General features: G+C 72.4%; 21 protein-coding genes. 10 read left to right on the forward strand and 11 right to left on the reverse strand.

All coding sequences use genetic code 11. The annotated features are described in order from the left end of the window. Positions 1–46: 46 nt before the first annotated feature. From AB0F81_RS14390 to AB0F81_RS14400, 3 genes are read left to right on the forward strand one after another with little or no spacing between them, the layout of a single operon-like run. Complete coding sequence (locus AB0F81_RS14390; RefSeq protein WP_360196345.1) at positions 47–301, forward strand: hypothetical protein; 255 nt, start codon at positions 47–49, stop codon at positions 299–301. After that, complete coding sequence (locus tag AB0F81_RS14395) at positions 294–1,688, forward strand: ATP-binding protein (protein WP_360196347.1); 1,395 nt, start codon at positions 294–296, stop codon at positions 1,686–1,688. The genes AB0F81_RS14390 and AB0F81_RS14395 overlap by 8 nt, the downstream gene beginning before the upstream one ends. Then, the gene (locus AB0F81_RS14400; RefSeq protein ID WP_360196350.1) at positions 1,685–2,488 is read left to right on the forward strand and encodes an SDR family oxidoreductase; all 804 of its coding nucleotides are present in this window, start codon (positions 1,685–1,687) and stop codon (positions 2,486–2,488) included. The genes AB0F81_RS14395 and AB0F81_RS14400 overlap by 4 nt, the downstream gene beginning before the upstream one ends. Before the next feature lie 28 nt (positions 2,489–2,516). Here AB0F81_RS14400 and AB0F81_RS14405 read toward each other — a convergent pair whose 3' ends face one another. Next, entirely contained in the window at positions 2,517–3,365 is an 849-nt protein-coding gene (locus AB0F81_RS14405; RefSeq protein ID WP_360196353.1) for a hypothetical protein, read from the reverse strand. A gap of 179 nt (positions 3,366–3,544) precedes the next feature. Here AB0F81_RS14405 and AB0F81_RS14410 point away from each other — a divergent pair, with 179 nt between their 5' ends. Then, the gene (locus tag AB0F81_RS14410) at positions 3,545–4,045 is read left to right on the forward strand and encodes a GNAT family N-acetyltransferase (protein ID WP_360196356.1); all 501 of its coding nucleotides are present in this window, start codon (positions 3,545–3,547) and stop codon (positions 4,043–4,045) included. On the opposite strand, the gene AB0F81_RS14415 is transcribed toward AB0F81_RS14410, so the two are convergent. Next, positions 4,005–4,892, reverse strand: coding sequence for a metallophosphoesterase (locus tag AB0F81_RS14415; RefSeq protein ID WP_360196359.1), 888 nt, complete (start codon positions 4,890–4,892; stop codon positions 4,005–4,007). The genes AB0F81_RS14410 and AB0F81_RS14415 overlap by 41 nt on opposite strands. A gap of 28 nt (positions 4,893–4,920) precedes the next feature. Then, on the reverse strand, positions 4,921–5,247 hold the full coding sequence (locus AB0F81_RS14420) for a hypothetical protein (protein WP_360196362.1): 327 nt from the start codon (positions 5,245–5,247) through the stop codon (positions 4,921–4,923). 175 nt (positions 5,248–5,422) lie between these two features. Here AB0F81_RS14420 and AB0F81_RS14425 point away from each other — a divergent pair, with 175 nt between their 5' ends. Further along, positions 5,423–7,033, forward strand: a complete 1,611-nt coding sequence (locus AB0F81_RS14425; protein ID WP_360196364.1) for a thiamine pyrophosphate-binding protein — start codon at positions 5,423–5,425, stop codon at positions 7,031–7,033. 67 nt (positions 7,034–7,100) lie between these two features. Then, positions 7,101–8,351, forward strand: coding sequence for a cytochrome c biogenesis protein/redoxin (locus AB0F81_RS14430; protein WP_360196367.1), 1,251 nt, complete (start codon positions 7,101–7,103; stop codon positions 8,349–8,351). On the opposite strand, the gene AB0F81_RS14435 is transcribed toward AB0F81_RS14430, so the two are convergent. The 8 genes from AB0F81_RS14435 to AB0F81_RS14470 all read right to left on the reverse strand — a co-directional run bounded on the left by AB0F81_RS14435 (position 8,342) and on the right by AB0F81_RS14470 (position 18,606). Beyond that, complete coding sequence (locus AB0F81_RS14435) at positions 8,342–8,812, reverse strand: hypothetical protein (RefSeq protein WP_360196370.1); 471 nt, start codon at positions 8,810–8,812, stop codon at positions 8,342–8,344. The genes AB0F81_RS14430 and AB0F81_RS14435 overlap by 10 nt on opposite strands. 4 nt (positions 8,813–8,816) lie before the next feature. After that, positions 8,817–9,677: a polysaccharide deacetylase family protein gene (locus tag AB0F81_RS14440; protein ID WP_360196373.1), complete on the reverse strand. Its 861-nt coding sequence runs from the start codon at positions 9,675–9,677 to the stop codon at positions 8,817–8,819. A 150-nt stretch (positions 9,678–9,827) separates the two neighbouring features. After that, positions 9,828–10,616: an alpha/beta hydrolase gene (locus AB0F81_RS14445; RefSeq protein WP_360196376.1), complete on the reverse strand. Its 789-nt coding sequence runs from the start codon at positions 10,614–10,616 to the stop codon at positions 9,828–9,830. Further along, entirely contained in the window at positions 10,613–11,446 is an 834-nt protein-coding gene (locus AB0F81_RS14450) for an alpha/beta hydrolase (protein ID WP_360196379.1), read from the reverse strand. Before AB0F81_RS14450 ends, AB0F81_RS14445 begins: the two co-directional genes overlap by 4 nt. Before the next feature lie 92 nt (positions 11,447–11,538). After that, complete coding sequence (locus AB0F81_RS14455; RefSeq protein WP_360196382.1) at positions 11,539–14,256, reverse strand: AAA family ATPase; 2,718 nt, start codon at positions 14,254–14,256, stop codon at positions 11,539–11,541. Positions 14,257–14,326: 70 nt separating this feature from the next. Continuing rightward, positions 14,327–17,119 carry a tetratricopeptide repeat protein gene (locus tag AB0F81_RS14460; RefSeq protein WP_360196385.1) on the reverse strand — a complete coding sequence of 931 codons (2,793 nt, stop codon included), beginning with the start codon at positions 17,117–17,119 and terminating at the stop codon, positions 14,327–14,329. A 146-nt stretch (positions 17,120–17,265) separates the two neighbouring features. Next, positions 17,266–17,925 (reverse strand): MSMEG_1061 family FMN-dependent PPOX-type flavoprotein, encoded by a 660-nt coding sequence (locus AB0F81_RS14465; protein ID WP_360196388.1) that lies wholly within the window; start codon positions 17,923–17,925, stop codon positions 17,266–17,268. Positions 17,926–17,934: 9 nt separating this feature from the next. Then, complete coding sequence (locus tag AB0F81_RS14470; protein WP_360196390.1) at positions 17,935–18,606, reverse strand: hypothetical protein; 672 nt, start codon at positions 18,604–18,606, stop codon at positions 17,935–17,937. Positions 18,607–18,670: 64 nt separating this feature from the next. Here AB0F81_RS14470 and AB0F81_RS14475 point away from each other — a divergent pair, with 64 nt between their 5' ends. The 4 genes from AB0F81_RS14475 to AB0F81_RS14490 are packed head-to-tail and all read left to right on the forward strand — an operon-like array spanning position 18,671 to position 20,843. After that, positions 18,671–19,375, forward strand: a complete 705-nt coding sequence (locus AB0F81_RS14475) for a helix-turn-helix domain-containing protein (protein ID WP_360196392.1) — start codon at positions 18,671–18,673, stop codon at positions 19,373–19,375. After that, positions 19,365–19,712 (forward strand): hypothetical protein, encoded by a 348-nt coding sequence (locus AB0F81_RS14480; protein ID WP_360196394.1) that lies wholly within the window; start codon positions 19,365–19,367, stop codon positions 19,710–19,712. Before AB0F81_RS14475 ends, AB0F81_RS14480 begins: the two co-directional genes overlap by 11 nt. A 31-nt stretch (positions 19,713–19,743) precedes the next feature. Continuing rightward, on the forward strand, positions 19,744–20,247 hold the full coding sequence (locus tag AB0F81_RS14485) for a sigma-70 family RNA polymerase sigma factor (RefSeq protein ID WP_360196397.1): 504 nt from the start codon (positions 19,744–19,746) through the stop codon (positions 20,245–20,247). After that, positions 20,244–20,843 (forward strand): hypothetical protein, encoded by a 600-nt coding sequence (locus AB0F81_RS14490; RefSeq protein ID WP_360196400.1) that lies wholly within the window; start codon positions 20,244–20,246, stop codon positions 20,841–20,843. Before AB0F81_RS14485 ends, AB0F81_RS14490 begins: the two co-directional genes overlap by 4 nt. Positions 20,844–21,209: the final 366 nt, after the last annotated feature.

Raw genomic sequence — 21,209 nt, forward strand, 5'->3', positions numbered from 1 at the left:
GACACGAGCCAAGGCGATCACGGTACGCAACGACTACGCTGAATGGGTGATCCCGACGCTGATCCTGTTCGGTCTGCTGGCCGGCCATTGGTGGCGGTCCACCCTGCTCGCCGCCGCGCTCGGCTGGCCGCTCCTGCTGGTCGCCACCGGGGTGATGGCGTTCGGCCCGGGGCTGCTCGGCGCGTCCGCGCTCGCGGTCGTCAACGCCGCGGCCGGCGTGCTCGTCCATCAGGGCGTCGCCCGTGTCGTGCGCGGGACCGCGCGGTTCTGCCGGGTCCGTGATGATGGGGCGCATGGATGAGCGCGCGAACGGGTTCGTAGCCAGTTTCCAGGCCTTCCTCGACGAGGTGGTGTTCGCCCAGCGAGCCGCCCACGGTGACGAGCCGCGCCTGGTCGCCGTGCTGACCGAGCACCTCGGGGCTGATCCGCGCCGGCTGCCGGTGGTCACCGAGGAGATCCCCGCGCACCTGTTCGTCGACCTCGACGTGGCGCTTGCCGAGGTGCAGGAGAGGTCGGCGGAGCACCGGCTGCTCGGGATCGGCGGTGGCGAGCAGCGCCGGCACAACTCGCTCAGCGAGATCCTGGAGCATTCCGAGCGGCACGGGAACTTCCCGGTCGGGGCGGTGGACTACCGCGGCATCCCGACCGGCCCGGACACCGTCCGCCAGGTGATCTCGTTCGGGATGCGGCTGTTCACCGTCGAGGGTGCGCCGGTGGCGGTGCTGCAGCGCACCGCGGAGCGCCGGTTCGGCATGCCGCACGCCCAGATGGAGGTTCTCACCGCAGCTGACGGGGTGGCCGCCCGGCTGATCGCCGAGGTGCGGGAGCTGATGCTGCTGCGCTCGGTGCTGCGCGGGCAGGTGCTGTCGCTGGGCGGCTCCGATTACGAGCCCGGCGTCGGCGACATCGTCTTCCACCGGCGGCCGGCGCTGACCGCCGACCAGATCGTCCTGCCGCCGGGTGTCCTGGACCGGGTGGTGCGGCACGTCGCCGGGGTGGCGCACCACCGGGACCGGTTGCGCGCCGCCGGCCAGCACCTCAAGCGGGGCCTGCTGCTTTACGGCCCGCCCGGCACCGGCAAGACCCACACCGTACGGTATCTGCTCGGCGCCCTGCCGGAGCTCACGGTGATCCTGCTGGCCGGGCCGTCGGTCGCGTTCGTCGGCGACGCCGCTCAGATGGCGCGGGCGTTGCAGCCCGCGCTGGTGGTCCTGGAGGACTGTGACCTGGTCGCCGAGAGCCGTGACCATCACACCGGCGCGCAGCCGCTGCTGTTCGTTGTGCTGGAGGCGCTCGACGGTCTGGCCGACGACGCGGACGTGGCGTTCCTGCTCACCACGAACCGTGTCGACATGCTGGAGCCGGCGCTGGCGCAGCGTCCCGGCCGGGTCGACCTGGCCGTGGAGGTGCCGCTGCCGGACGCCGAGGCCCGCCGCCGGCTGATCGCCCTGTACGCCCGGCGGCTCCCGTTCGGCGAGGCGGCGCTGGACCGGGCCGCGGACCGTTCGGCCGGCATCACCGCGTCGTTCGCCAAGGAGCTGGTGCGCCGCGCCGTACTGATGGCTGCCGAGGCCGGCCACGAGCCCAGCGACGCCGACCTGGATCACGCCCTGGACGAGATGCTCGCCGAAGGCGAGTCGATCACCCGCTCGCTGCTCGGTGCCCAGCCCGGTATGGTGCGCCCATGAGTCGCAGCGTCCTGGTCACCGGGGCTTCCTCGGGCATCGGCAAGGCGACCGCGGCGGCCCTGGCCGCCCGCGGCTACCGGGTCTTCGGCACCAGCCGCAAGCCGGAGTCGCTCACCGACGACCAGCGGGCGCCCGGCGTGGAGTATGTGGCGCTCGACCTCACCTCCGACGAGTCGATCGAGTCCCTGGCGGATCTGCTCGCCGGGGTGGACGTGCTGGTCAACAATGCCGGCGAGAGCCAGTCCGGCCCGTTCGAGGAGCTGCCCACCGACGCGCTGCGCCGGCTCTTCCAGGTCAACGTGTTCGGCCCGGTCCGCCTGGCCCAGCTGGCCCTGCCCGGCATGCGCGACCGCCGCTACGGCCGGGTGGTCATGGTCGGCTCGATGCTGGCGTCGTTCCCGCTGGCCTACCGCTCCTCCTACGTCGCGTCGAAGGCGGCGCTGAAGGGTTTCAGCAACGGCGCCCGGCACGAGTTCTCGCCCTTCGGCGTGTGGCTGACCACGGTCGAGCCCGGCTCGATCAGCACCGGCATCAGCGAGCGGCGCACCAAGTACATCGGCGCCGGCTCCCCGCACCGCCGCGACTTCGAGACGATGCTGGCCGCCCTGGACCGCAACGAGCGCGCCGGCGTCACCGCCGAGCGGGTCGCCGCGACCATCGTCGCGGCCATCGAGGCGGAGCGGCCCAAGCAGCGGTACGCGGTCGGCAGCAACGCCCCGCTGGTCTTCGCCCTGCGCCGTCTGCTCCCGGCCGGCGTCGTGGAGAAGGTCACCCACCGCAAGCACAACCTGCCCCGCTGACGATCACCGGCGCCGACGGCGACAGCGCTCACATCAATTCCTGCATCCGTGAGTGGAAGGGGTGCTCCACCATTCCTTCGATGATCGCTCGGCGCATGACCGTTATGGACAGGCCGAGTCGTATTGTTCCCTGAACCAGCAGGAGCGCAGCGACAGCGATCGCGGCCGGCGCCCACCACCAGCCGATTCCGAAGCCGAACACGAAACCCAGTGCGATCACGGGCAGGCACAGGTTGATCCGGAAAGCGGCCTCGGCAGCGAGCCGATCGTATTCGCCATACATTTCCGGGCTGCGCACCAGCAGCCGCGCGCGAAGGTCCGCCACGCTGGCATCCATCCTGATCAGCGCTTCACGGCGAGGCTGGAATTCCTCGGCCTCCGCTCCCTTCTCCGTGCGCTCGAGAAACTCGATGCGCTCCAGCGCGATCCTCATTCGGCGATGCAACGAGAAATCGCTCCAGGCATTCGCAAGGCTCTGCTCCACCCGGCCGACGGCAGCCGAGCGCTCATCAGGGCTCAGGCTCCGCAGCCGCCTCACGATCCCGCCCTGCAGGTAGTTCTCGTATTCCAGGGCCGTCAGCCGGAAATCGGCAGACGGCAACGGCAGGCGGTTGACGACGCCGACCAGCAACCGGCTGTCGGTCGGGATGGTGAGCAAGGCACCCAGCACGTAGGCGATGAACGACAACGCGGCGATGGTGGTGGCGGATCCCACCAGCCGGCTGAGATCGAAGAGCCGCGCCACCAATCCGCCGTCCGGCGGCTTCGTTCGTGGAAGATCGTCAGCCAGGACGAGCCACAGGATCACGAGCCAGAGGTAACCGACGGTCAGCGGCGTGCGTATGTCGCGCAGTCCGGGTAACAGGCTCGCCAGCATCGCCACACCTCCGGCTTTCGCGTCGGCACCGCCTGCGACGTTCCGCCCCGATGTCGCCCAGTGCAGTCAGCAGGCAGACAGGAGTCGACCGCGCACCCGGGCGGGCGCAGAAAGTCGCTTGTCCTGCGCCGGTCCTGGCTCTTACCGTCGGCGCACCGAGCGAGAGGATCACGCGAGTGATGGATATTTCGGTGCGGCGGCTGGGGCCGGATGACTGGCGGGTCTGGCGTGCGGCCAGGCTGGCAGCGCTCGCCGAGGCGCCGCACGCTTTCGGGTCGTCGCTCGCGAAGGAGCAGCAGTACCAGGAGGGCGACTGGCGGGACTGGCTGGACCCGGGCCGGGGGCTGAAGGCGGTCGCCGGCGACCTCGCCGGCATGATCGGCGCCTGGGTTCCCGAGGACCGCGGCGGGGCGGTCGAGATCTACAGCGTGTATGTGGCGCCCGCGTGGCGCGGGCGCGGGGTCGGCGATCTGCTCGTCGGCGAGGCCCTGGCGTGGGCGCGGGAGAACGGGCACGAGCGCGTCGACCTCTGGGTGGTGGACGGCAACGCCTCGGCGGCCGGCCTCTACCTGCGGCACGGGTTCCGCGCCACCGACGAGGTTCAGCCGCTGCCGAGCAACCCCGACCTCGTTGAGCGGATCATGAGCCGGGATCTTCGTCAGCCGGACCCAGTTTCGTGATGACCGCGGACAGGGCTTCGGCGGTCAGTTCGTAGGCGGTGTCGCCGAGCTGCGGGTCGCGGGCGTGCAGGGTGTGGCAGACCGGCGAGTGCGGGCCACCGAGGTCGATCAGGGAGGCCGAGGCGCCCTTGACCGCGCGCTCGGTGCCGGGGGTGGCGGTCAGGTCGATGCGGTTGACCACGCCGGGCGTCACCCAGACCGGGACGCCGGCGAGCATCGCGGACAGCTGCAGGTGGAAGTGGCCGCAGAGCACGATGCGCACGTCGCTGCCGCGGATGGCCTCGGCCAGGTCGGACGGGTTGCGCAGGCCGAGCGCGTGCTGCACGGCGACGCCGGGGACCGCGACTGGTGGGTGGTGGAAGGCCACGACGCTGCCGTGCGGAGCGGGCTCGGCGAAAACCTCGCGCAGCCAGGTGAGCTGGGCGGCGCTGAGGTGTCCGTAGCCCTTGCCGGGCACCAGGGAGTCCAGGGTGATGATCCGCCATCCGGCCACGGTGGTGGCGGCCGCCAGTGAGCCGCCGGCCTCCACCAACCGGATGTCGGGGCCGTCGAGGTGGCCGCTGCTCAGGATGTCCGCGAAGGCCGTACGGTCGTCGTGGTTGCCGGTGGTGAAGATCAGCGGGATGGCGCGCTGCCGGGCGAAGGCACCGGCGAGCTCGCGCGCGGCGGTGTAGGCCTCGCGCGAGCCGTCGTCGGCGATGTCGCCGGTCACCACCACCGCGTCGAGATCGGGCAGCTCAGCGCACTCGTGCAGGATGCGCCGCAGCGACTCGCGGGTGTCGACGCCGGTGGCGTTCGGGCCGGGCGCGCGGGTGAGGTGGGTGTCCGACAGGTGCAGGATCCGCATGCCGCGAGGCTACCGATCGTCCGGCGGATCAGCTGTGCAGGCGGCCGAGTTCCAGGTCGCCGGCGCCCTTGGTGACGACGGCCGTGTGCCGGTGCCGGCGCAGGCCCCGGCAGCGGGTCGCCACGACGATCTGCCAGGCCGGGGTGTGGCCGCCGGGCATCACCTCCAGGGAGAGGTCGCGCCCCAGAGCGGCCGGGCAGCGGGCGCAGCCGGTGCCGGCCGCGATCGTCTCGTAGACGATGCGCACCAGTTCCCGATCGGTGTCGGTGGGCACGCGGGCGGCCGGCGGCACCGGCGGCGGCACCGGCCAGGTTCTGAACATCGACCAGTACATGCTGGGCAGCAGCCATTCCATACCGGAGACGGTCGCTGGTGGACCGCTGCGGGCGCGCCCGTGACCGACCCTGGTCGTGGACCCGGGCACACGGGGCGCGGCGGCCCGGGTGTGAGCTTCGGATCAGCGGTTGAACCGGGCCGGCCGGGCGGCGTCGTTGCAGCGACGGACGCTACCGGCTGGATCGGAGACAACGATGACGAGGTTGCACGCGGCGCTCGCCCGGGCCCTGGCGGATCACGGCGTGGAGACGATGTTCGGCCTGATCGGCGACGGCAACATGTTCCTCGTGCACAGCTTCGTGCACGAGCAACGGCGGCGTTTCCTCGGCGCGGCCCACGAGGCCGGCGCCATGTTCATGGGGTACGGGTACGCGGCGCTGACCGGGCAGTTGGGTGTGGTGACGGTGACCCACGGGCCGGCGCTGACCAACACGCTGACCGGGCTGGTGGAGGCGGTCCGCGGCCGTACGCCGATGCTGCTGATCGCCGGGGACACGCCGACCGGCAGCCGGGGCGGGCTGCAGGACATCGCGCAGCGTGACGTGGTGCTGCCGACCGGGGCCGGGTTCGAGCAGGCGCGCACCCCGGCGAGCGCGCTCGGCGACCTGGCGGTGGCGGTGCGGCGGGCGCTGGTGGAGCGGCGGCCGATCGTGTTCAACGTGCCCGCCGACTTCGCGCACGTGCAGGTGGAGTACCGCCGGGTTCCGCTGCTGCTGCCCGCGCCGCAGACGCCGCATCCGGATCCGGAGGCGGTGCGCCGTGCGGCGGTGGTGCTGGCCGGCGCGCGGCGGCCGGTGGTGCTGGCCGGGCGGGGTGCGATCGGGGCGCGCGAGCAGGTGCTGCGGCTGGCCGGCCGGATCGGGGCGCCGGTGGCCACCACGGTGAAGGCGCGGGACCTGTTTCTGGGTGAGCCGTTCGATCTGGGGCTCGCCGGGAGTCTCGCCGGGCCGGTCAGCGGCGAGATCCTGGAGGGCGCCGACGTGGTCGTCAGCGTCGGGGCGGGGCTCAACGCGTACACGACGATGCAGGGCCGATTGCTGCGGGGCCGGCGGCTGATCGCCGTGGACCTGGATCCGGCGGCGGTGGCCGCGGATTTCGCGGCGACCGTCGCGGGCGACGCGGCAGTGACCGCGAGTGCGCTGGTGGCCGCGCTGGACGAGCTCGGCGCCGCGCCGAGCGGCTTCCGGGATGCGGCGATGGCCGACCGGCTGGCCGGGCAGGCCGAGCTGGGCGAGCGGCCGGTCACGGCGCCGGGAACCGTCGATGTGGAGACCGCGCTGCGGCGCCTCGACGGGATCCTGCCCGCGCCGCGGGTGCTGGTCAGCGACGGTGGCCGGTTCATGATGGAGTCGCTGCGGCACCTGCACGCCGGTGATCCGCGGCTGCTGGTCTTCCCGGAGAACTTCGGGTCGATCGGCACCGGGATGGGCGCCGCGATCGGGGCGGCGGCCGCGCGCCGGCATCCGGTGGTGCTGGTGAGCGGGGACGGCGGGTTCATGCACGGTGGGGTCGCCGAGTTCGCCACGGCGGTGCGCGAAGGCCTCGATCTGATCGTGGTGGTGTGCGATGACGGCGGTTACGGGGCCGAGCACGTGCAGCTCGTCGACCGTGGGCTGGATCCGGCGTTGTCGCTGTTCGCCTGGCCGGATCTGGCCGCGGTCGCCGAGGCGATGGGCGGGACCGGGGTGACCGTGCGGGCCCTGGACGATCTGGAGCTGGTGGCCAAGGCGATCGCCGGCCGCAGCGGCCCGCTGCTGATCGATGTGCGCCTGGATGTGAACTACATCCGTCCGATGCCGCACTGAGGACCAGGGACCCGGCCAGGGTGGGTCACGGGCGCGCCGCCCCGGGTGGCTGGGCGACGGTGGAGGCATGAACGTGAGTCTGGCCCTGATCGGGTTCGTGGGCGGTGTGATCACCGGCCTGTCGCCGTGCATCCTTCCGGTGCTTCCGGTGATCCTGCTGTCCGGCGGCGCGCAGGGTGCGCGCGACGGCGGCGCCGGGCGTGGCCGGCGCCCGTACCTCGTGGTGGCCGGGCTGGTGCTCAGCTTCAGCGTCTTCACGCTGGTCGGCACGGTGGCGCTGGCGGCGCTGCCGGTGCCGCAGTCGGTGATCCGGTGGGCCGGGCTGGGTGCGCTGGTGCTGCTCGGCATCGGGTTGATCGTGCCGCGGGTGGAGCGGTGGCTGGAGGCGCCGTTCGCGTGGATCCCGCAGCGGCAGGCCCGGGCGGAGGACGGCGGGTTCGTGCTCGGCCTGGTCCTCGGGACCGTGTACGTGCCGTGCGCGGGCCCGGTGCTGGCCGCCATCGCGGTGGCCGGCGCGACCGGCCGGATCGGCGCGGACACCCTGGTGCTGACCGGTGGTTTCGCCCTCGGCACCGGGTTGAGCCTGCTGGTGTTCGCCCTGGCCGGGCGGGCCGTGGCGGAACGGGTCAGCGCGTTCCGCCGCCACCAGCGGGCCATCCGGATCGCGTCCGGGGTGGCGGTGCTCGGGCTGGCGGTCGCGCTGACGTTCAACCTGGCGGCGGTGGTGCAGCGGGTCATCCCCGACTACACCTCGGCGCTGAGCCGCGGCATCGAACGGCTCACCGAGCCGGCGCACAGCTCGGCGGCGACCGCGGAGCTGGCGACCTGCGTGGACGACTCGCTCTACACCGCACCGGCCGGCCCGCGCGACTGCGGCCCGGCGCCAGCGTTTCCGCAGGTCACGGCCTGGCTGAACACGCCGGGCGGCAAGCCGGTCGACCTGAGCGAGCTGCGCGGCAGGGTGGTGCTGGTCGACTTCTGGACCTTCGACTGCATCAACTGCCGGCACGTCATCCCGCACCTCGAGGACTGGTACCGGACCTACCACGACCAGGGACTCGACGTGGTCAGCGTGCACACGCCGGAGTACTCGTTCGAACGCGACATCGACAGTGTGCGGGCGGCGGCCGGGCGGCTCGGTGTGAACTATCCGATCGCGGTCGACAACGACTACGCCAGCTGGTCGGCGTGGGGTGTGCTGGCCTGGCCGACCGTGTTCCTCATCGACGCGACCGGGACGGTGCGCTACATCGCGACCGGTGAGGGCGGGTACGACGCGACGAAGCGGGTGATCGAGACCCTGCTCGATCAGGCCTGACGCCAGACGCGGAAGGTCTGCTGCAGCCGCCACGTCCCGTCGGGTTGCCGGGCCTCGTTGCGCCAGCGGAACCCGTCGGGCTCGATCTCGGAGAAGGTCCAGCGCAGGTCGCCGCCGTCGAGCACGATCTCGTCACCGGAGCGGGTGGCGAGGAAGGTGTGCACGCGGCGGCGGCCCGGCCCCACCCAGGTGGAGCGCCAGACGCCCGGCCCCGCGGCCGGGTCGGGGAAGCGCACGCTGACGCCGTGTTCGACGCCGGGCAGGATCCAGACGTCGGTGGTGGCGTGGCCGCCGAGCGCGTAGCCGAAGTGCCACTCGCCGCGGCGCACCGTGGTGGAGCCGTCCGGGTGGTACTCGGTGCAGTCCAGCTCCCAGGAGCCGGCGAACTGGCCGAACAGGCTGAGGTCGACGCCGTCGGCGGGGCCGTCGGCGAGGAGGGCGGCGGCTAGCAGGTCGGCCACGGGATCAGCCCAGCAGCTCGGAGAGCTTGACCGGCCGCAGGCCGCGCCGCTGCAGGCCGGCCAGGATCTTGGGCAGGGCGTCGTCGGTGTACTGGGCGTTCGCCTCGGTCACGTGCATGACGATAATCGATCCGGGTTTGACCTGGGAGAGCACGGCGCGCACGATCGGCGCCGGGCCCTGGGCGAACGGGTCGCCGCTGACCACGTCGCCGTCGACGACGGTCAGGCCGAGCGGCGCCAGCGCCTTCAGCGCGGGCTTGTCGTGGCAGAGGCCCGGGAAGCGGAAGTAGCGGGTCTGGCGGCCGCCGTACGGTTGCAGGGTGGTGAAGGTCTTGGCGACGTCCTCGGTCATGGTGGCGGGCGGCAGCTGCGGCAGGGTGTAGCAGTCCGCGGTGAAGGCGGCGTGCTCGTAGCTGTGATTGGCGATCTCGAACAGGTCGTTGCCGGCGATCCGGCGGGTGATCTTCGGATATTCCTCGGCCCACTGGCCGGTGACGAAGAACGTGGCCGGAATCCTGCGCTGCTCCAGCATCTTCAGGAGGGTGACGTTCGCGTACGACGAGACCTTGCCGCTGCGCAGCCGTTCGGCCATGGCATCGGTCATGTCGGCGTCGAAGGTCAGGCTCACCCACGGGGTGTCGCGGGGGCCGTGCTGGACGACCGGCGGCCGGGCACCGGTGCGGGTGGCCCCCGGAATCCCGGCCGGCGCGGACGCCGACTCGGGAATCGGGGTGGCCGGCGCCGGCCCGGACTCATGAACGGCCGGTGTGCTCGACGCCGCCGGGACGGGTGCGGGCTGGGCGGCCCCGCATCCGGACAACAGCAGCACCGCGCAGAGAGCAAGAAACCGATCATGGCTGGGCATGCAGGGCAGGATGCCATCGCCATGATCGATGCCGCTACCCGGCGGTGCCGGCAGTCGACGACGGCGAGGTCGCCGGCGACGTAGAGGTGGCGGGTGGTGGCCCGCATGGGGACGCCGATGTCGAGCCACCGAAAGCCGCGCAGGAGGTCGTCAGCGGGCGTGGCGCAGGGCCCAGTCGAGGGCGAAGTCGGCGATCTCCTCCCAGCCCTTCTGGGCCGGGAGCAGGTGCGCGTACCCCTCGTACTCGACGTGTTCGGTGATGGTGTTCGACTTGTAGTGCTGGACGTTGGAGCGCTGCACCGACGGCGGCATGATGTGGTCCTCGCTGCCGGAGATGAACAGCAGCGGGGCCCGGTTGTCGTTGTGGTAGTCGACCCAGGTGTCCTGGTGGCCGGGCTGGAAGTTGGCGAGCACGCTGCCCCACAGGATCCCGCCGTTGGCCGGGATGTGGTAACGCTCGTACAGCGCCTTGGACTCCTCGTCGCTGAACGTGTTGGTGAACGCGTACTTCCACTCGTCCAGGGTCAGCCCGACCGACCGGTGCCGGTTGCCCGGCGACTTGAGGACCGGGAAGGTCGACTTCACCTGCGAGAGCGGGACCACCCGTACGCCCTCGGTGGGCGCCGAGTTCATCGCCACGCCGGCCGCGCCGTACCCGTGGTCGAGCAGGATCTGGGTGAACGCGCCGCCGGCCGAGTGACCGATGATGATCGGCGCCTCGGGCAGCGCTTTGATCTCCGCCTCCAGTTTCTCGATGATCGCCGGGACGGTCACCGCGGTGATGATGTCGGGGTTGGCGTTGAGCGCCTCCACCTCGACCTCGAAGCCGGGATAGCCGGGGGCGATGACCTGGTGCCCCTTGGCCTCGTAGTGCGCCTTCCAGTTCTCCCAGCTGCGCGGCGTGACCCAGAATCCGTGGACCAGGACGATCGGTTTCATGCGGTGTACTCCTTGAGGAAGGTGAGCAGGTCGTCGCCGAGCTGCTGCTTGTGGGTGTCGGTGATGCCGTGCGGCGCGCCCGGGTAGACGATCAGCTCGGCGCCCTTGACCAGCGCGGCCGACGCCTTGCCGCCGACCTCGAAGGGCACGACCTGGTCGTCGTCGCCGTGGATCACCAGCGTGGGCACGTCGAACGCGGCGAGGTCGTCGCGGAAGTCGGTGGCCGAGAACGCGGCGATCGACTCGTAGGCGTTGCGGTGCCCGGCGGCCATCGACTGCAGCCAGAACGCCCGCCGGATGCCTTCGGAGACGTTCGTTCCGGGCCGGTTGTGGCCGAAGAACGGCCCGTCGGCGAGGTCCCGGTACAGCTGCGAGCGGTCGGCGACGGAGCCGGCCCGGATGCCGTCGAACACCTCGGCCGGTACGCCGCCGGGGTTGTCGTCGCGGCGCACCATCAGCGGCGGCACCGCGGACACGAGCACGGCCTGCGCGACGCGGCCGGTGCCGTGCCGTCCGATGTAGCGGGTGATCTCCCCGCCGCCGGTGGAGAACCCGACCAGCGTCACGTCGCGCAGGTCGAGGTGGTCGATCAGCGCGGCCAGGTCGTCGGCGTACGTATCCATGTCGTTGCCGTGCCAGGTCTGCGTGGAGCGGCCGTGCCCGCGCCGGTCGTGCGCGATCACCCGGTAGCCGTTGTCGGCGAGGAACAGCGCCTGCGCCTCCCAGCTGTCGGAGTTGAGCGGCCAGCCGTGGCTGAGCACGACCGGGCGCCCGGAACCCCAGTCCTTGTAGAAGATGTCGGTGCCGTCGGTGGTGGTGACGAAGGGCATGCTGGGTCCTCTTCGCGATCGGAGCAATTCCTGTCGCGGAGAACGCTATGGCGATGGCCCCGGCCGGCGCGTGAGTCAGATGACTGCACCTGTCAGATCCGGTGTTCGGCGGCCATCCGTTGCAGCTCGCCGCGGGAGGCGATGCCGAGTTTGGGGAACATCCGGTACAGGTGGCTGCCGACGGTGCGGTGGGAGATGAACAGGCTCTTGGCGATGTCGCGGTTGGACCGGCCCTGCGCCACCAGCGACGCGATCTGGATCTCCTGCGGCGACAGCACCGCCCAGACGTCGGCGTCGCTGGACGTGCTGTGCTCGCCGGCGGCCCGCAGCTCCTCCCGGGCACGTTCGGCGAGCGGAGCGGCGCCGAGCCCGTCGAAGCCGTCGCGGGCGAGGCGCAGGTAGTCGCGTAACTCGCGGACCCGCCGGCGGCGGCGCAGCGACCTGCCGTACGCCAGCAGCAGGCGGTACCGCTCGTACGGCCACATCGTCATGTCGGCTTCCAGGGCACCGGCGAATCGCGGCTCCGCCTCCTCGTCGGGGGCGAGCACGGCCCGCGCGAAGCCGAGATTCATCCGGCCCGTGGGTGAGGTCGTCTCGCGGACGTCCGCCGGCAGTCCGTCGATCAGGGCGCGGGCAGCGGCGGCCTCGCCGCAGGCCGCGGCCGCCTCGGCCAGACTCGCCAGCGACCACAGCGCGTGCACCGGGTGATAGGCGGGGTTGGCCGGGTCGTGCAGCTGCGCGAGACAGGTGTACGCCTGGTCGTGGTGGCCTCGCCCGGACGCGACGGCTGCCCGCGCCACCAGCTTGATCGCCTCGACGGTGGCGAACCGGCGGAAGCCGAGCTCATCGGTGCGGGCGACGAGTTCCTCGGCGGTCGCGAAGTCGCCCCGGAACGCCGCCACGGTGGCGTGGGCGGCCAGCGCGGCCGCCTCCCAGAACGGCTGACGGGTCTCGGCGCACAGCCGGGCGCTCTCCTCGGCGACGGCCACCGCGTGCGCCCACTGCCCGCGGCGCAGGGCGGTCCACGACAGCAGCGACAACGTCCGGCCGAGGATGTAGAGGTGCCCGGCCGAGCGCAGGCCCTCCGCCGCCTCGGTGAGCAGGATCTCGGAGACGTCGAAGGCTCCCGCGCACGCCGCCGCGTGGGCGAGCCGGTACGTGGTCTCGGCGTCCCGGGCGCCGGCCGGGACCTGGGCGATCAGCGCGCGTACCGTGCCGTCGCTGTCGAAGGGTGAGCCGTAGGCGAGCAGGGCGGCACGCGTCACGGGGTCCGCGACGCCCATCCGGTCCGCCGCGGCGATCACCTGCTTGCCGACCGGGCGGCCGGGTACCAGGTTCCAGCACCGCAGCGCCGCCGCGCGCAGCAGGTCGGTCGCCAGTTCGTCGTCGGGGACGGCGCAGGCCCGGGCCGCGAAGTCGACGAGCCGGTGGATGCGCTGGTCGCCGCCGCCGTCGGCGCCGCCCAGCTCGTTCAGCCACTCGTAGCGCAGACCGTCGTGCTCGCTGTCCACGAGGTCCCGGAAACGGGCCCGGAGCTGGTCACCGGAGTGGGGTGTCCCGACCGCGTACGCCAGAGCCGCCGCCCGGTAGGTGCGTGCCCTGCGATCGCGCATGTCGGCCGACAGCTGAGCCGCGCGCTCCAGGGCGCGCAGCGCGTTCGTCGGGGCACCGCGCGAGATCGCCTGCTCGGCGTGGCGTTCGAGTTCGGCCGCCAGTGCCGCGTCGGGTCGCACCGCGGCGGCCGCCGCGTGCCACACGGATCGCTCCCGCTGCCCGATCACCGCGGTCAGGGCTGCGTGGCAGGCGCGCCGGCGGTCGGGCCCGAGGCGCTGCAGCAGAGCCGACCGGATCAGCGGATGCCGGAACCGCACGGCGCCGCCGTCCACCACGATCAGCCCGGCCGACACCGCCGGGTCGAGCGACGGTGTGCTCTCCGGGCCGGACAGCAGCTCGGCGGCGGCAAGGATCTCGCCCAGGTCGTCGGCGTCGCTGAGCGCCGCCACCTCCAGCACCGTGGTGGTCTCGGCGCCGAACTCGCCGATGCGGGCGAGGAACGAATGCTCCAGGCGTGCGGTCAGCGGGAAGCGCGCGGCCAGCGGAAGGCGCTCGCTGGTGCGGCCGATGGCCCGGGGCAGCTCCAGCAGCGCGAGCGGGTTGCCGCACGCCGCGTCGAGCAACCGCGCCCGGGTCGCCGTGTCGATCGCACCGGTGACCCGGTCGAGCAGCAGCTCCGCGTACTCCGCGTCGAGCGGGGCGAGACTCATCGAGGCGATCGCGGGGTCGAGCAGGGACCCGGTTTCGTCCTCGCGCAGCGTCGCGAGCAGGACGACACGGTCGGCGGTGATCCGGCGCGCCAGGAAGGCCAGTGCCTGTTGACTGGCCGGGTCCATCCACTGGGCGTCGTCGGCGAGTATCAGGATCGGCTGCTCGGCGGCCACCTCCGCGAGCAGTTCGAGAGCCGCCATCGCCACCGTGTACAGGTCCGCGGGCGCCCCCGGCGCCCGGCCGAACGCGACGTCGAGGGCGCCGGCGTAGTGAGCGGTCAGCCGCTTGCGGTATCCGAGAATCGGGTGCAGGAGCTGGTGCAGTGCGGCGTACGGCGGCAGACCGAGTTCGGTGACCGCGCCGGTCGCCCGCAGCAGGCGGAACTTGTCGCCGACGGTGGCGGCGGCCCACTCCAGCAGCGCCGACTTGCCGACGCCGGGCGTACCGCGCACGACCAGCGCGCCGCCCGCCTCAGCGGCGCCGTCCAGCAGCGCGCCGATGGTTGCCTGTTCGGCTGCCCGCCCGATGAGCGGAAGATCTGTCACACCCGGCCCCCGATCCTCGACTGAGGAGAGTGTGGCCGGGCAGCTCTGAACGAAGTCTGAACGTCACCGGTCAGCCCGCGGTGAGTTTGGTACGGACCTCGTCGGTGCCAGGGTGACCGATCTCGGACATGATGACCAGGGCCTGCCGCCAGTGGGCGTGTGCCTCGGCGGGTTCCCCGGCGGCATGGTGATTGTCGCCGAGGCGGTGCAGGACGTCGGCCTCGTACACCCGGGTCCCTTCTTCGCGGCGCAGCCGCAGCGACGCCAGGTAGCACTCCCGGGCGCGGGGGTAGTCACCGAGTTTGTGGTGTGCGTGGCCGAGGGTGTCCCAGGTGCTGGCCTGGCCGTTGACGTGGCCGATGTCCTGGAAGATCGCCAGCGCCCGCTCGCCCTTGTCGATGGCGAGCGCCGGCTCGCGGTCGAGGACGTGGATCCAGGCGGCGTGGTTGAGCGACCTGGCCACGTCGGGCCGGTTGCCGGTGGCTTCCTGAAGGCGCAGCGCCTCGGTCACGTAGCCGAGCGCGTCGGCGTAGCGGTCCTGCAGTTCGCGCAGGTAGGACAGGCGCCGGTAGGCCTCCGCCTGACTCGTGTGGTCGCCGGCCGCGGCGAACAGCTCCACCGCGCGCAGGAGTTGCTCGTCGGCCTCGTCGTGCAGGCCGAGTTCGGTGGCGACCAGGCCCAGGTCCATGCGGATGGCCGCGGTGGCGGCGGGATCGCCGGTGCTCTCCGCGGCGGCCAGCGCGATGCGTGATCCGGTGAGCCGGTCGTCCCAGTGCCCGGAGCGGTGCAGGAAGGGTGTGGCGCTCCACATGATCTGCCACGCGTGGGTGGGGAAGCCGTTGTCGGCCGCGGCGCGCACCGCCTGCAGCAGGGTGGATCGTTCGGTGGTGAACCAGGAGACGGCCGCATCGCGGTCCGCCGGGTCGTCGGGGCCGGGCGCCGGCACGGGACCGGCTGCGGGGACGGCCCGGTTCGGCAGGTAGACGCCGTGGGCGGCCAGCGCCGTGCGCCGGTAGTGGTCGAGCAGTCGCTGCAGGGCCGCTCGCCGATCGCCGGGGGTGTCGGTGGCGTCGGCCGTCTCGCTGGCGAAGGCCGCGAGGAGATCATGCGTGGTGTAGCGCTCCGCGGCGGAGCGACCGAGGAGGTTCGTCCGGACGAGTTCGGCGAGCAGCGGCCGGACCCGCTGGACGTCCGTACCGGCGAGTCGTGCGACGGCGCTCAGGCCGACGTCCGGGCCGACCCGCACGGCGCCGACAAGCCGGAACAGCCGGGCGGCCTCGTCGCTCAGCGCCCGGTAGGACCAGGAGAAGACGGCGCGGACGTCGGTTGCCGCCTCGTCGCCGGCGAACGCGTCCAGGCGGCCGTGCGCGGCCGCGAGTGCGGCGGCGATGTCGGTGAAGGACCGATCCGGATCGGTCGCCGCCCGGGCCGCGACGACGGCCAGCGCGAGCGGCAGGCCACCGCAGCACCGGATGATCTGCTCGACGGCGGCGGGCTCGGCGGCGACGCGGTCGGCGCCCAGGCGGCTCGCCAGCAGGTCCGACGCCTCCGCGGCAGTCAGGGCGCCCAGCGTCAACGGCCGGGCGCCGTGCGTCACGACCAGGCCGGAGAGCGCGGTCCGGCTGGTGACGATGGCCAGGCAGCCACGGCTGCCCGGCAGCAGCGGACGGACCTGCTCCGCGTCGCGGGCGTTGTCGAGCAGCACGAGCACCCGCCGGTCAGCCAGGAGACTGCGGTACAGCGTGACCATCGCGTCCATCGTCCGGGGCACGTTCGCCGCGGTGACACCGAACGCCTCGAGGAAGCCGCGCAGCGCGTCGGCCGGGTCGGTCACCGCTCCCCCGGGGTCGAAGCCGCGCAGGTTGACGAACAGCTGCCCGTCGGGAAAGCGGTCGGCCACCTCGTGTGCCAGGTGCACCGCCAGGGTGGTCTTGCCCACCCCCGCCATTCCGGCGACGGTGAGCAGCGGCCAGGCCGCGAAACCGCCGGACGTCACCGACTTCGCCTGCGCCAGGTCGGTGGTGCGGCCGGTGAACAGCGGCAGGTCCGCCGGCAGTTGCGCGGGCCGGATCGGGCTCGGCGCCGGACCGGGGCGCGCCACGCCGGCGGGCCGCAGGGCCTCGCGGTGGGCGGCCGACAGTTCCGCACCGGGATCGACGCCCAACTCGTCGGCCAGGGTCCGGCGCACCAGGTCGTAGCGGTCCAGCGCCTGCGCCTGCCGGCCGGCTGCTTTGAGCAGCAGGATCAGCCGGGCCTGCATCGACTCGTCGAGCACGTCCCATTCAGCGATGGTGTGGATCGCGTCGAGCAGCGCCGCGGCCTGGCCCGCGGCCAGCGCGGCATCGGCCGCGTCGCGCGCCGCCTGCCGGCATTCCCGGTCGATCTCCTGGAAGGCGGCATGCGATCGTACGGCCGGGTCGATGTTGCCCGCGATCGGGCCGGTCCACAGCCGCAGTGCCCGCTGATAGGAGTCCACCATGTCGGTGGCGTCGCGCGGTGCCCGGGCCCGGGCGACGAGTCGCCGGAACTCCACGAGATCGACCCGGCCCGCTGAGTCGTCGAACTGGTAGCCGCCGCTGCCACGGATCAACCACCGGCCGGGGTCGCGGGCGGGCAGGCCGGGCTCCAGCAGTTTGCGCAGCGTGCTCACATATCCGTGCACGGCGTTGGCGGCGGTGTTCGGCGCCGACGGGCCCCACACGACGTCGACGAGCTCGGCGAGGGTCACCGGGCGGCCGACCCGGGTGAGCAGCACCGCCAGCACCGCCCGTGCCTGCGGCGGGCGAAACGGGATCTCGGCCTCGCCCCGCCATCCGCGAACCGGTCCGAGAACGGTGAGAGAGACTGACGGGGAGCTAGCCACCGATCCGGTTTTTCCCGACTTGAGGGGAGGACGATCGCGCTCGCATCGGCTGGTCCCTTCGGCTCACGGCATCGCAACTCGAAAGATCAAGTTACGGCAGTCATTGGCCAGGTGGGAAGCGCTCCCACGGCTCGGGAAACGGGCCGTTACTCGTACCGGTACTTCAACGCGTCCGCCTCGGTCCGCTCGATGTCGGCGATGGTCAGCTCCGGCATCCGCAGCTGGGCCAGGGTCACCTCGGCCGAGGTGGGCTGGGCGTCCGCCGGCAGCCACTGATCCGGCTTCCATGCCGCGCTGCGCAGCAGGGCCTTGGGGCAGTGCGGGTAGACCTCCTCGATGCCCACCACCAGCGCGCTGGCCGGCGGCTTGCCCACGGCGGTCAGCTGCGAGAGCAGCTCGGGGCGGGTCGAGACGCAGGCGCGGCCGTTGACCCGCAGCGTCGTGGTGCGCCCCGGGATGACGAACATCAGCCCGGCCCGGCCGGTGGCGATGATGTTCTGCAGGCTGTCCAGGCGCTTGTTGCCGGTGGCGTCCGGGATCGCCACCGTCCGCGAGTCCAGGACGGAGACGAACCCGGCGGGGCCGCCGCGCGGGGAGACGTCGAGGTTGCCCTCGGCATCCGTGCTGGCGACCAGCACCAGCGACGCGCAGTTGATCAACCGCCGGGTCTGGTCGGTGAGTTCGGTCATCTGCTTGCGCACGGCCGCTTCGCTGGGCATCTCGTAGACGCGGCGCAGCGCCTCGTGGTCGGGCACGGCGTCGAGCAGCAGCGCGTCGAAGGCGGTGCCGGCTGTGGTCGGGACCATGCACCGACCTTAGTGGATCTGGGCGACCCCGTCGGTGACGAAGGCGAGGGCGTGGTCGCGGCCGGGGCAGCGGTGTGGCCCGTACCCGAAGGCCAGCTCGCCGGTGAGGGCCACCCGGACCACCTCGCCGGCGGCGACGGTGACGTCGCCGGCGGTGGTCGCGGCGAGCGCCTGCCGTTTGGTCGCCGGGACCGGCGGGTCGTCGCGCAGCACGTCGCCGACCGGCCGGTGCCGGGCCCGTTCGATCAGCGCGGCGGTGGGTTCGCAGGCCTGCACGAGCACACCGATGCGGGCCGCGGTCGGTTCTTCGTGGGCGCCGCCGGCGAGTTCGACGAGCCGGTCGACGGCCGCGTCCGCCCGGGGTTCGTCGCCGGTGCCCGGCTGGTATGCCTGGGCGACGTCGCGCACCAGCTCGACGACCGGCTCGTCGATGCCCATCGCCTGGGCCAGTACCGCGACCGGATGCGCCCCTTTGCCGGCGCGAAGCGTCTCGGGCGGGACGGCGTCGAGGATCGCGACCGCCAGGGCGCGCCGCCGTGCGTGGGTCTCCCCGCCGGCGAACCGGCCGACCGTGGCGCGCAGCCAGGCCACGCCGGCCGCCGCCGGCGGCACCGGCGGCACCACGAAGGCCGCATCGGTCAGGACGGCACGGACGGCGTCAGGGTCGTTGATCTGCTGCATCAGGCGACGGTACGGCGGCAATCGTTCGGCGCCCGCCGAACCGCAAGCGCCCTAGCCTGTGCGGATGACCTCAGCCTCCGACCTGGCAGCACTCGCCGCCCTGCTCGCTGACGAGACGCGCGCGGCGATGTGTCTGGCGCTGCTCGACGGCCGGGCGTGGACCGCGGGTGAGCTGGCCGCCCACGCCCGGGTGGCGCCGTCCACCGCCACCGAGCACCTGCACCGCCTCGTCGCCGGTGGGCTGCTCGTCGAGCGCCGCCAGGGCCGGCACCGCTACGTCCAGCTCGCCGACCCGTCGGTCGCGGAGCTCCTCGAGGATCTGGCGTCGCGGATCACCTCCCGGCCCGCCGCGCCGTCCGGGCTGCGGGCAGCGACCGCGAGCGCGGCCCTGCGGCGCGGCCGCACCTGCTACGACCACCTGGCCGGGCAGCTCGGGGTCGCGGTCACCGACGCGATGACGAGCCGGGGTCTGCTGGAGCAGTCCGGTGGGTTCGCCCTCACCCCGGCCGGGCTGGCCTGGCTGACCGGCACGCTCGGGCTGGCGCCGGAGAGTCTGCGGCCCGGCAAGCGCCCGCTCGCCCGTGGCTGTCTCGATTGGACGGAGCGGCGGCAGCATCTGGCCGGGCTGGCCGGGGCGCGGGTGTGCGCGACGTTCCTCAGCCGTGGCTGGATGGAGCGGATCGGTTCCGGGCGCGCGGTGCGGCTCACCCCGCACGGCAAGGCTCAGGTGCGTGACCTGCTGGGGCTAGATTCACCGGATGTCCACTGAGCCAAGCGGCACCATGCACGGCTGGATCCTGCGTACGAATCTGCGGCCTTTCGTCGCGGAGATCGCCGAGGTGATCCGCTGCCGCGAGGATCTGACCGCGCTCACCGCCGGCGTTGACGGCTCGGACGCGGACAACGACCAGTGGTGCACCGTCGTCCTCGACGGCGATGTCCGGGTCGAGGCGCACTTCGCGCGGACGACCGACGGTCAGCTGCTGGTGGACGTGGAACTCGACGGCCTGCCCGAGGCCCTGGAGGTCAGGTGCGCCCAGCTGCTGGACCTCTGCTGCCGGTATCACCTGGTGGACGCATCGGATTCTTCCTCGTCAACACGGTAAGTGGATCGTGGCGCTCAGGCGTAGTACCGGTGTGGGACATCAACGGGCGGAGTTCACCGCCTTCTACGAGAGCGCCCGGGACGACTGTCTCCGGGCCGTAGCGGCCGCCATCGGCGACCGTCAGGCGGCCGAGGACGTCGTCGCCGAGGCGTTCGCCAGGGCCTGGGCGTCATGGTCCACGGTCGCCGAGCATCCGGCGCCGCGCGCGTGGGTGGTGCGCACGGCGCTCAACGCGCACACCTCCTGGTGGCGCCGATGGCGCCGGGAGGTCCCGGCGCCCCACGATCAAGACCAGCCGGGGTACGACGACCTCGACGCGAACCTGCCGGACCAGCGGATGATGGCCGCGCTGAGGGCCCTGCCCACCCGGCAGCGTCAGGTGATCGCCCTGCGCGTCTTCCTGGACCTGGACAGCCACGCGACCGCCCGCACCCTCGGGATCGCCACCGGCACGGTCACCGCCCACCTCGCCCGGGCGACCCGCACCCTGCGCGACCACCTGGCCTCCGTCACCGAACAGGAGCGTAAGCCGTGACCGACAACGATCTGTACGCCCGGGTGCGCGACGAGTTCGGCGAGTTCCAGCTGCGCACCGCCGTCGACGACATCACCACCCGCGGAACGCGGTTGCGCCGCCGGCGCCGCACGGTCACCGCGCTGGGCCTCGCGGCGGTCGCGGCCGCCGGCCTGGCCCTGGCTCTGCCCGCCGATCAGCAGGTCACTCCCGCTCCCCCGCTGCAGCTGGCGGCCTGGTCGGTGGAGGCCCAGCCGGACGGGACGGTCCTGCTCACGATCCGGCAGCTGACCGACGCCGACCAGCTGACCGCCGCGCTGAAGAAGGCCGGCGTGCCCGCCAAGGTCGAGTTCGTGAAGCTGCGTCCCGGTCAGACGGCCGGATGTGTCGAGAACGGCCAGCCGTCGTCGCCGCTGCTGCTGCGGGTCCTGCCGATGCCGACCTGGAACCCGAACCCCGACGAGCAGATCTTCACCATCCACCGCGACCGCATGCCACCCGGAACCAGCCTGCACTTCGTCATCATGGAACAGCCCGGCACCGACGGCGTCCCGCGTCGTTCCGTCGAGAACAGCCTGGTCGAAGGGGAACCGCTGCCCTGCAAGCTGGCGGAATAGCGAGATACCGCTGAGGTTTGGTGGCCTGCGTGGTCAGAGAGCCCATTCGCAGCGGAAGCGGATGTCACCCGACGACGCAGTGCTGAGGTGCTTGCCCCGGGACGAATGCGAAACTCTTCCGGGGTCCACCAACCGTCTCTTGTTCGCCGGCGCGGAATCGAGCGACAATTCTTCTGCACTTGAGCCAAAAGGGGATGGTATGTTCGGAAAAAAGAAGGCCAAAGAGGACGAAGAGCGGAAACAGCAAGAATCTCTGAGGCAGCAGTCCGCCATGCGGCCACCTCCCAGTAAAGAGGATCAGAGAGACCTCGAGTGCGAACCGCGAAGCAATAGTTCGTTCCGAACCCAGGTCGGCACGTTCCGGCG

The sequence above is a fragment of the Actinoplanes sp. NPDC024001 genome (genome assembly GCF_040638955.1).
Lineage (GTDB): Bacteria > Actinomycetota > Actinomycetes > Mycobacteriales > Micromonosporaceae > Actinoplanes.

Coding starts and splice junctions, on each gene's coding strand:
- AB0F81_RS14440 (WP_360196373.1), bottom strand. CDS start 9,677: ATGCCCAGCCATGATCGGTTTCTTGCTCTCTGCGCGGTGCTGCTGTTG.
- AB0F81_RS14445 (WP_360196376.1), bottom strand. CDS start 10,616: ATGAAACCGATCGTCCTGGTCCACGGATTCTGGGTCACGCCGCGCAGC.
- AB0F81_RS14450 (WP_360196379.1), bottom strand. CDS start 11,446: ATGCCCTTCGTCACCACCACCGACGGCACCGACATCTTCTACAAGGAC.
- AB0F81_RS14400 (WP_360196350.1), top strand. CDS start 1,685: ATGAGTCGCAGCGTCCTGGTCACCGGGGCTTCCTCGGGCATCGGCAAG.
- AB0F81_RS14420 (WP_360196362.1), bottom strand. CDS start 5,247: ATGGAATGGCTGCTGCCCAGCATGTACTGGTCGATGTTCAGAACCTGG.
- AB0F81_RS14475 (WP_360196392.1), top strand. CDS start 18,671: ATGACCTCAGCCTCCGACCTGGCAGCACTCGCCGCCCTGCTCGCTGAC.
- AB0F81_RS14415 (WP_360196359.1), bottom strand. CDS start 4,892: ATGCGGATCCTGCACCTGTCGGACACCCACCTCACCCGCGCGCCCGGC.
- AB0F81_RS14470 (WP_360196390.1), bottom strand. CDS start 18,606: ATGCAGCAGATCAACGACCCTGACGCCGTCCGTGCCGTCCTGACCGAT.
- AB0F81_RS14405 (WP_360196353.1), bottom strand. CDS start 3,365: ATGCTGGCGAGCCTGTTACCCGGACTGCGCGACATACGCACGCCGCTG.
- AB0F81_RS14395 (WP_360196347.1), top strand. CDS start 294: ATGGATGAGCGCGCGAACGGGTTCGTAGCCAGTTTCCAGGCCTTCCTC.
- AB0F81_RS14480 (WP_360196394.1), top strand. CDS start 19,365: ATGTCCACTGAGCCAAGCGGCACCATGCACGGCTGGATCCTGCGTACG.
- AB0F81_RS14465 (WP_360196388.1), bottom strand. CDS start 17,925: ATGGTCCCGACCACAGCCGGCACCGCCTTCGACGCGCTGCTGCTCGAC.
- AB0F81_RS14410 (WP_360196356.1), top strand. CDS start 3,545: ATGGATATTTCGGTGCGGCGGCTGGGGCCGGATGACTGGCGGGTCTGG.
- AB0F81_RS14430 (WP_360196367.1), top strand. CDS start 7,101: ATGAACGTGAGTCTGGCCCTGATCGGGTTCGTGGGCGGTGTGATCACC.
- AB0F81_RS14425 (WP_360196364.1), top strand. CDS start 5,423: ATGACGAGGTTGCACGCGGCGCTCGCCCGGGCCCTGGCGGATCACGGC.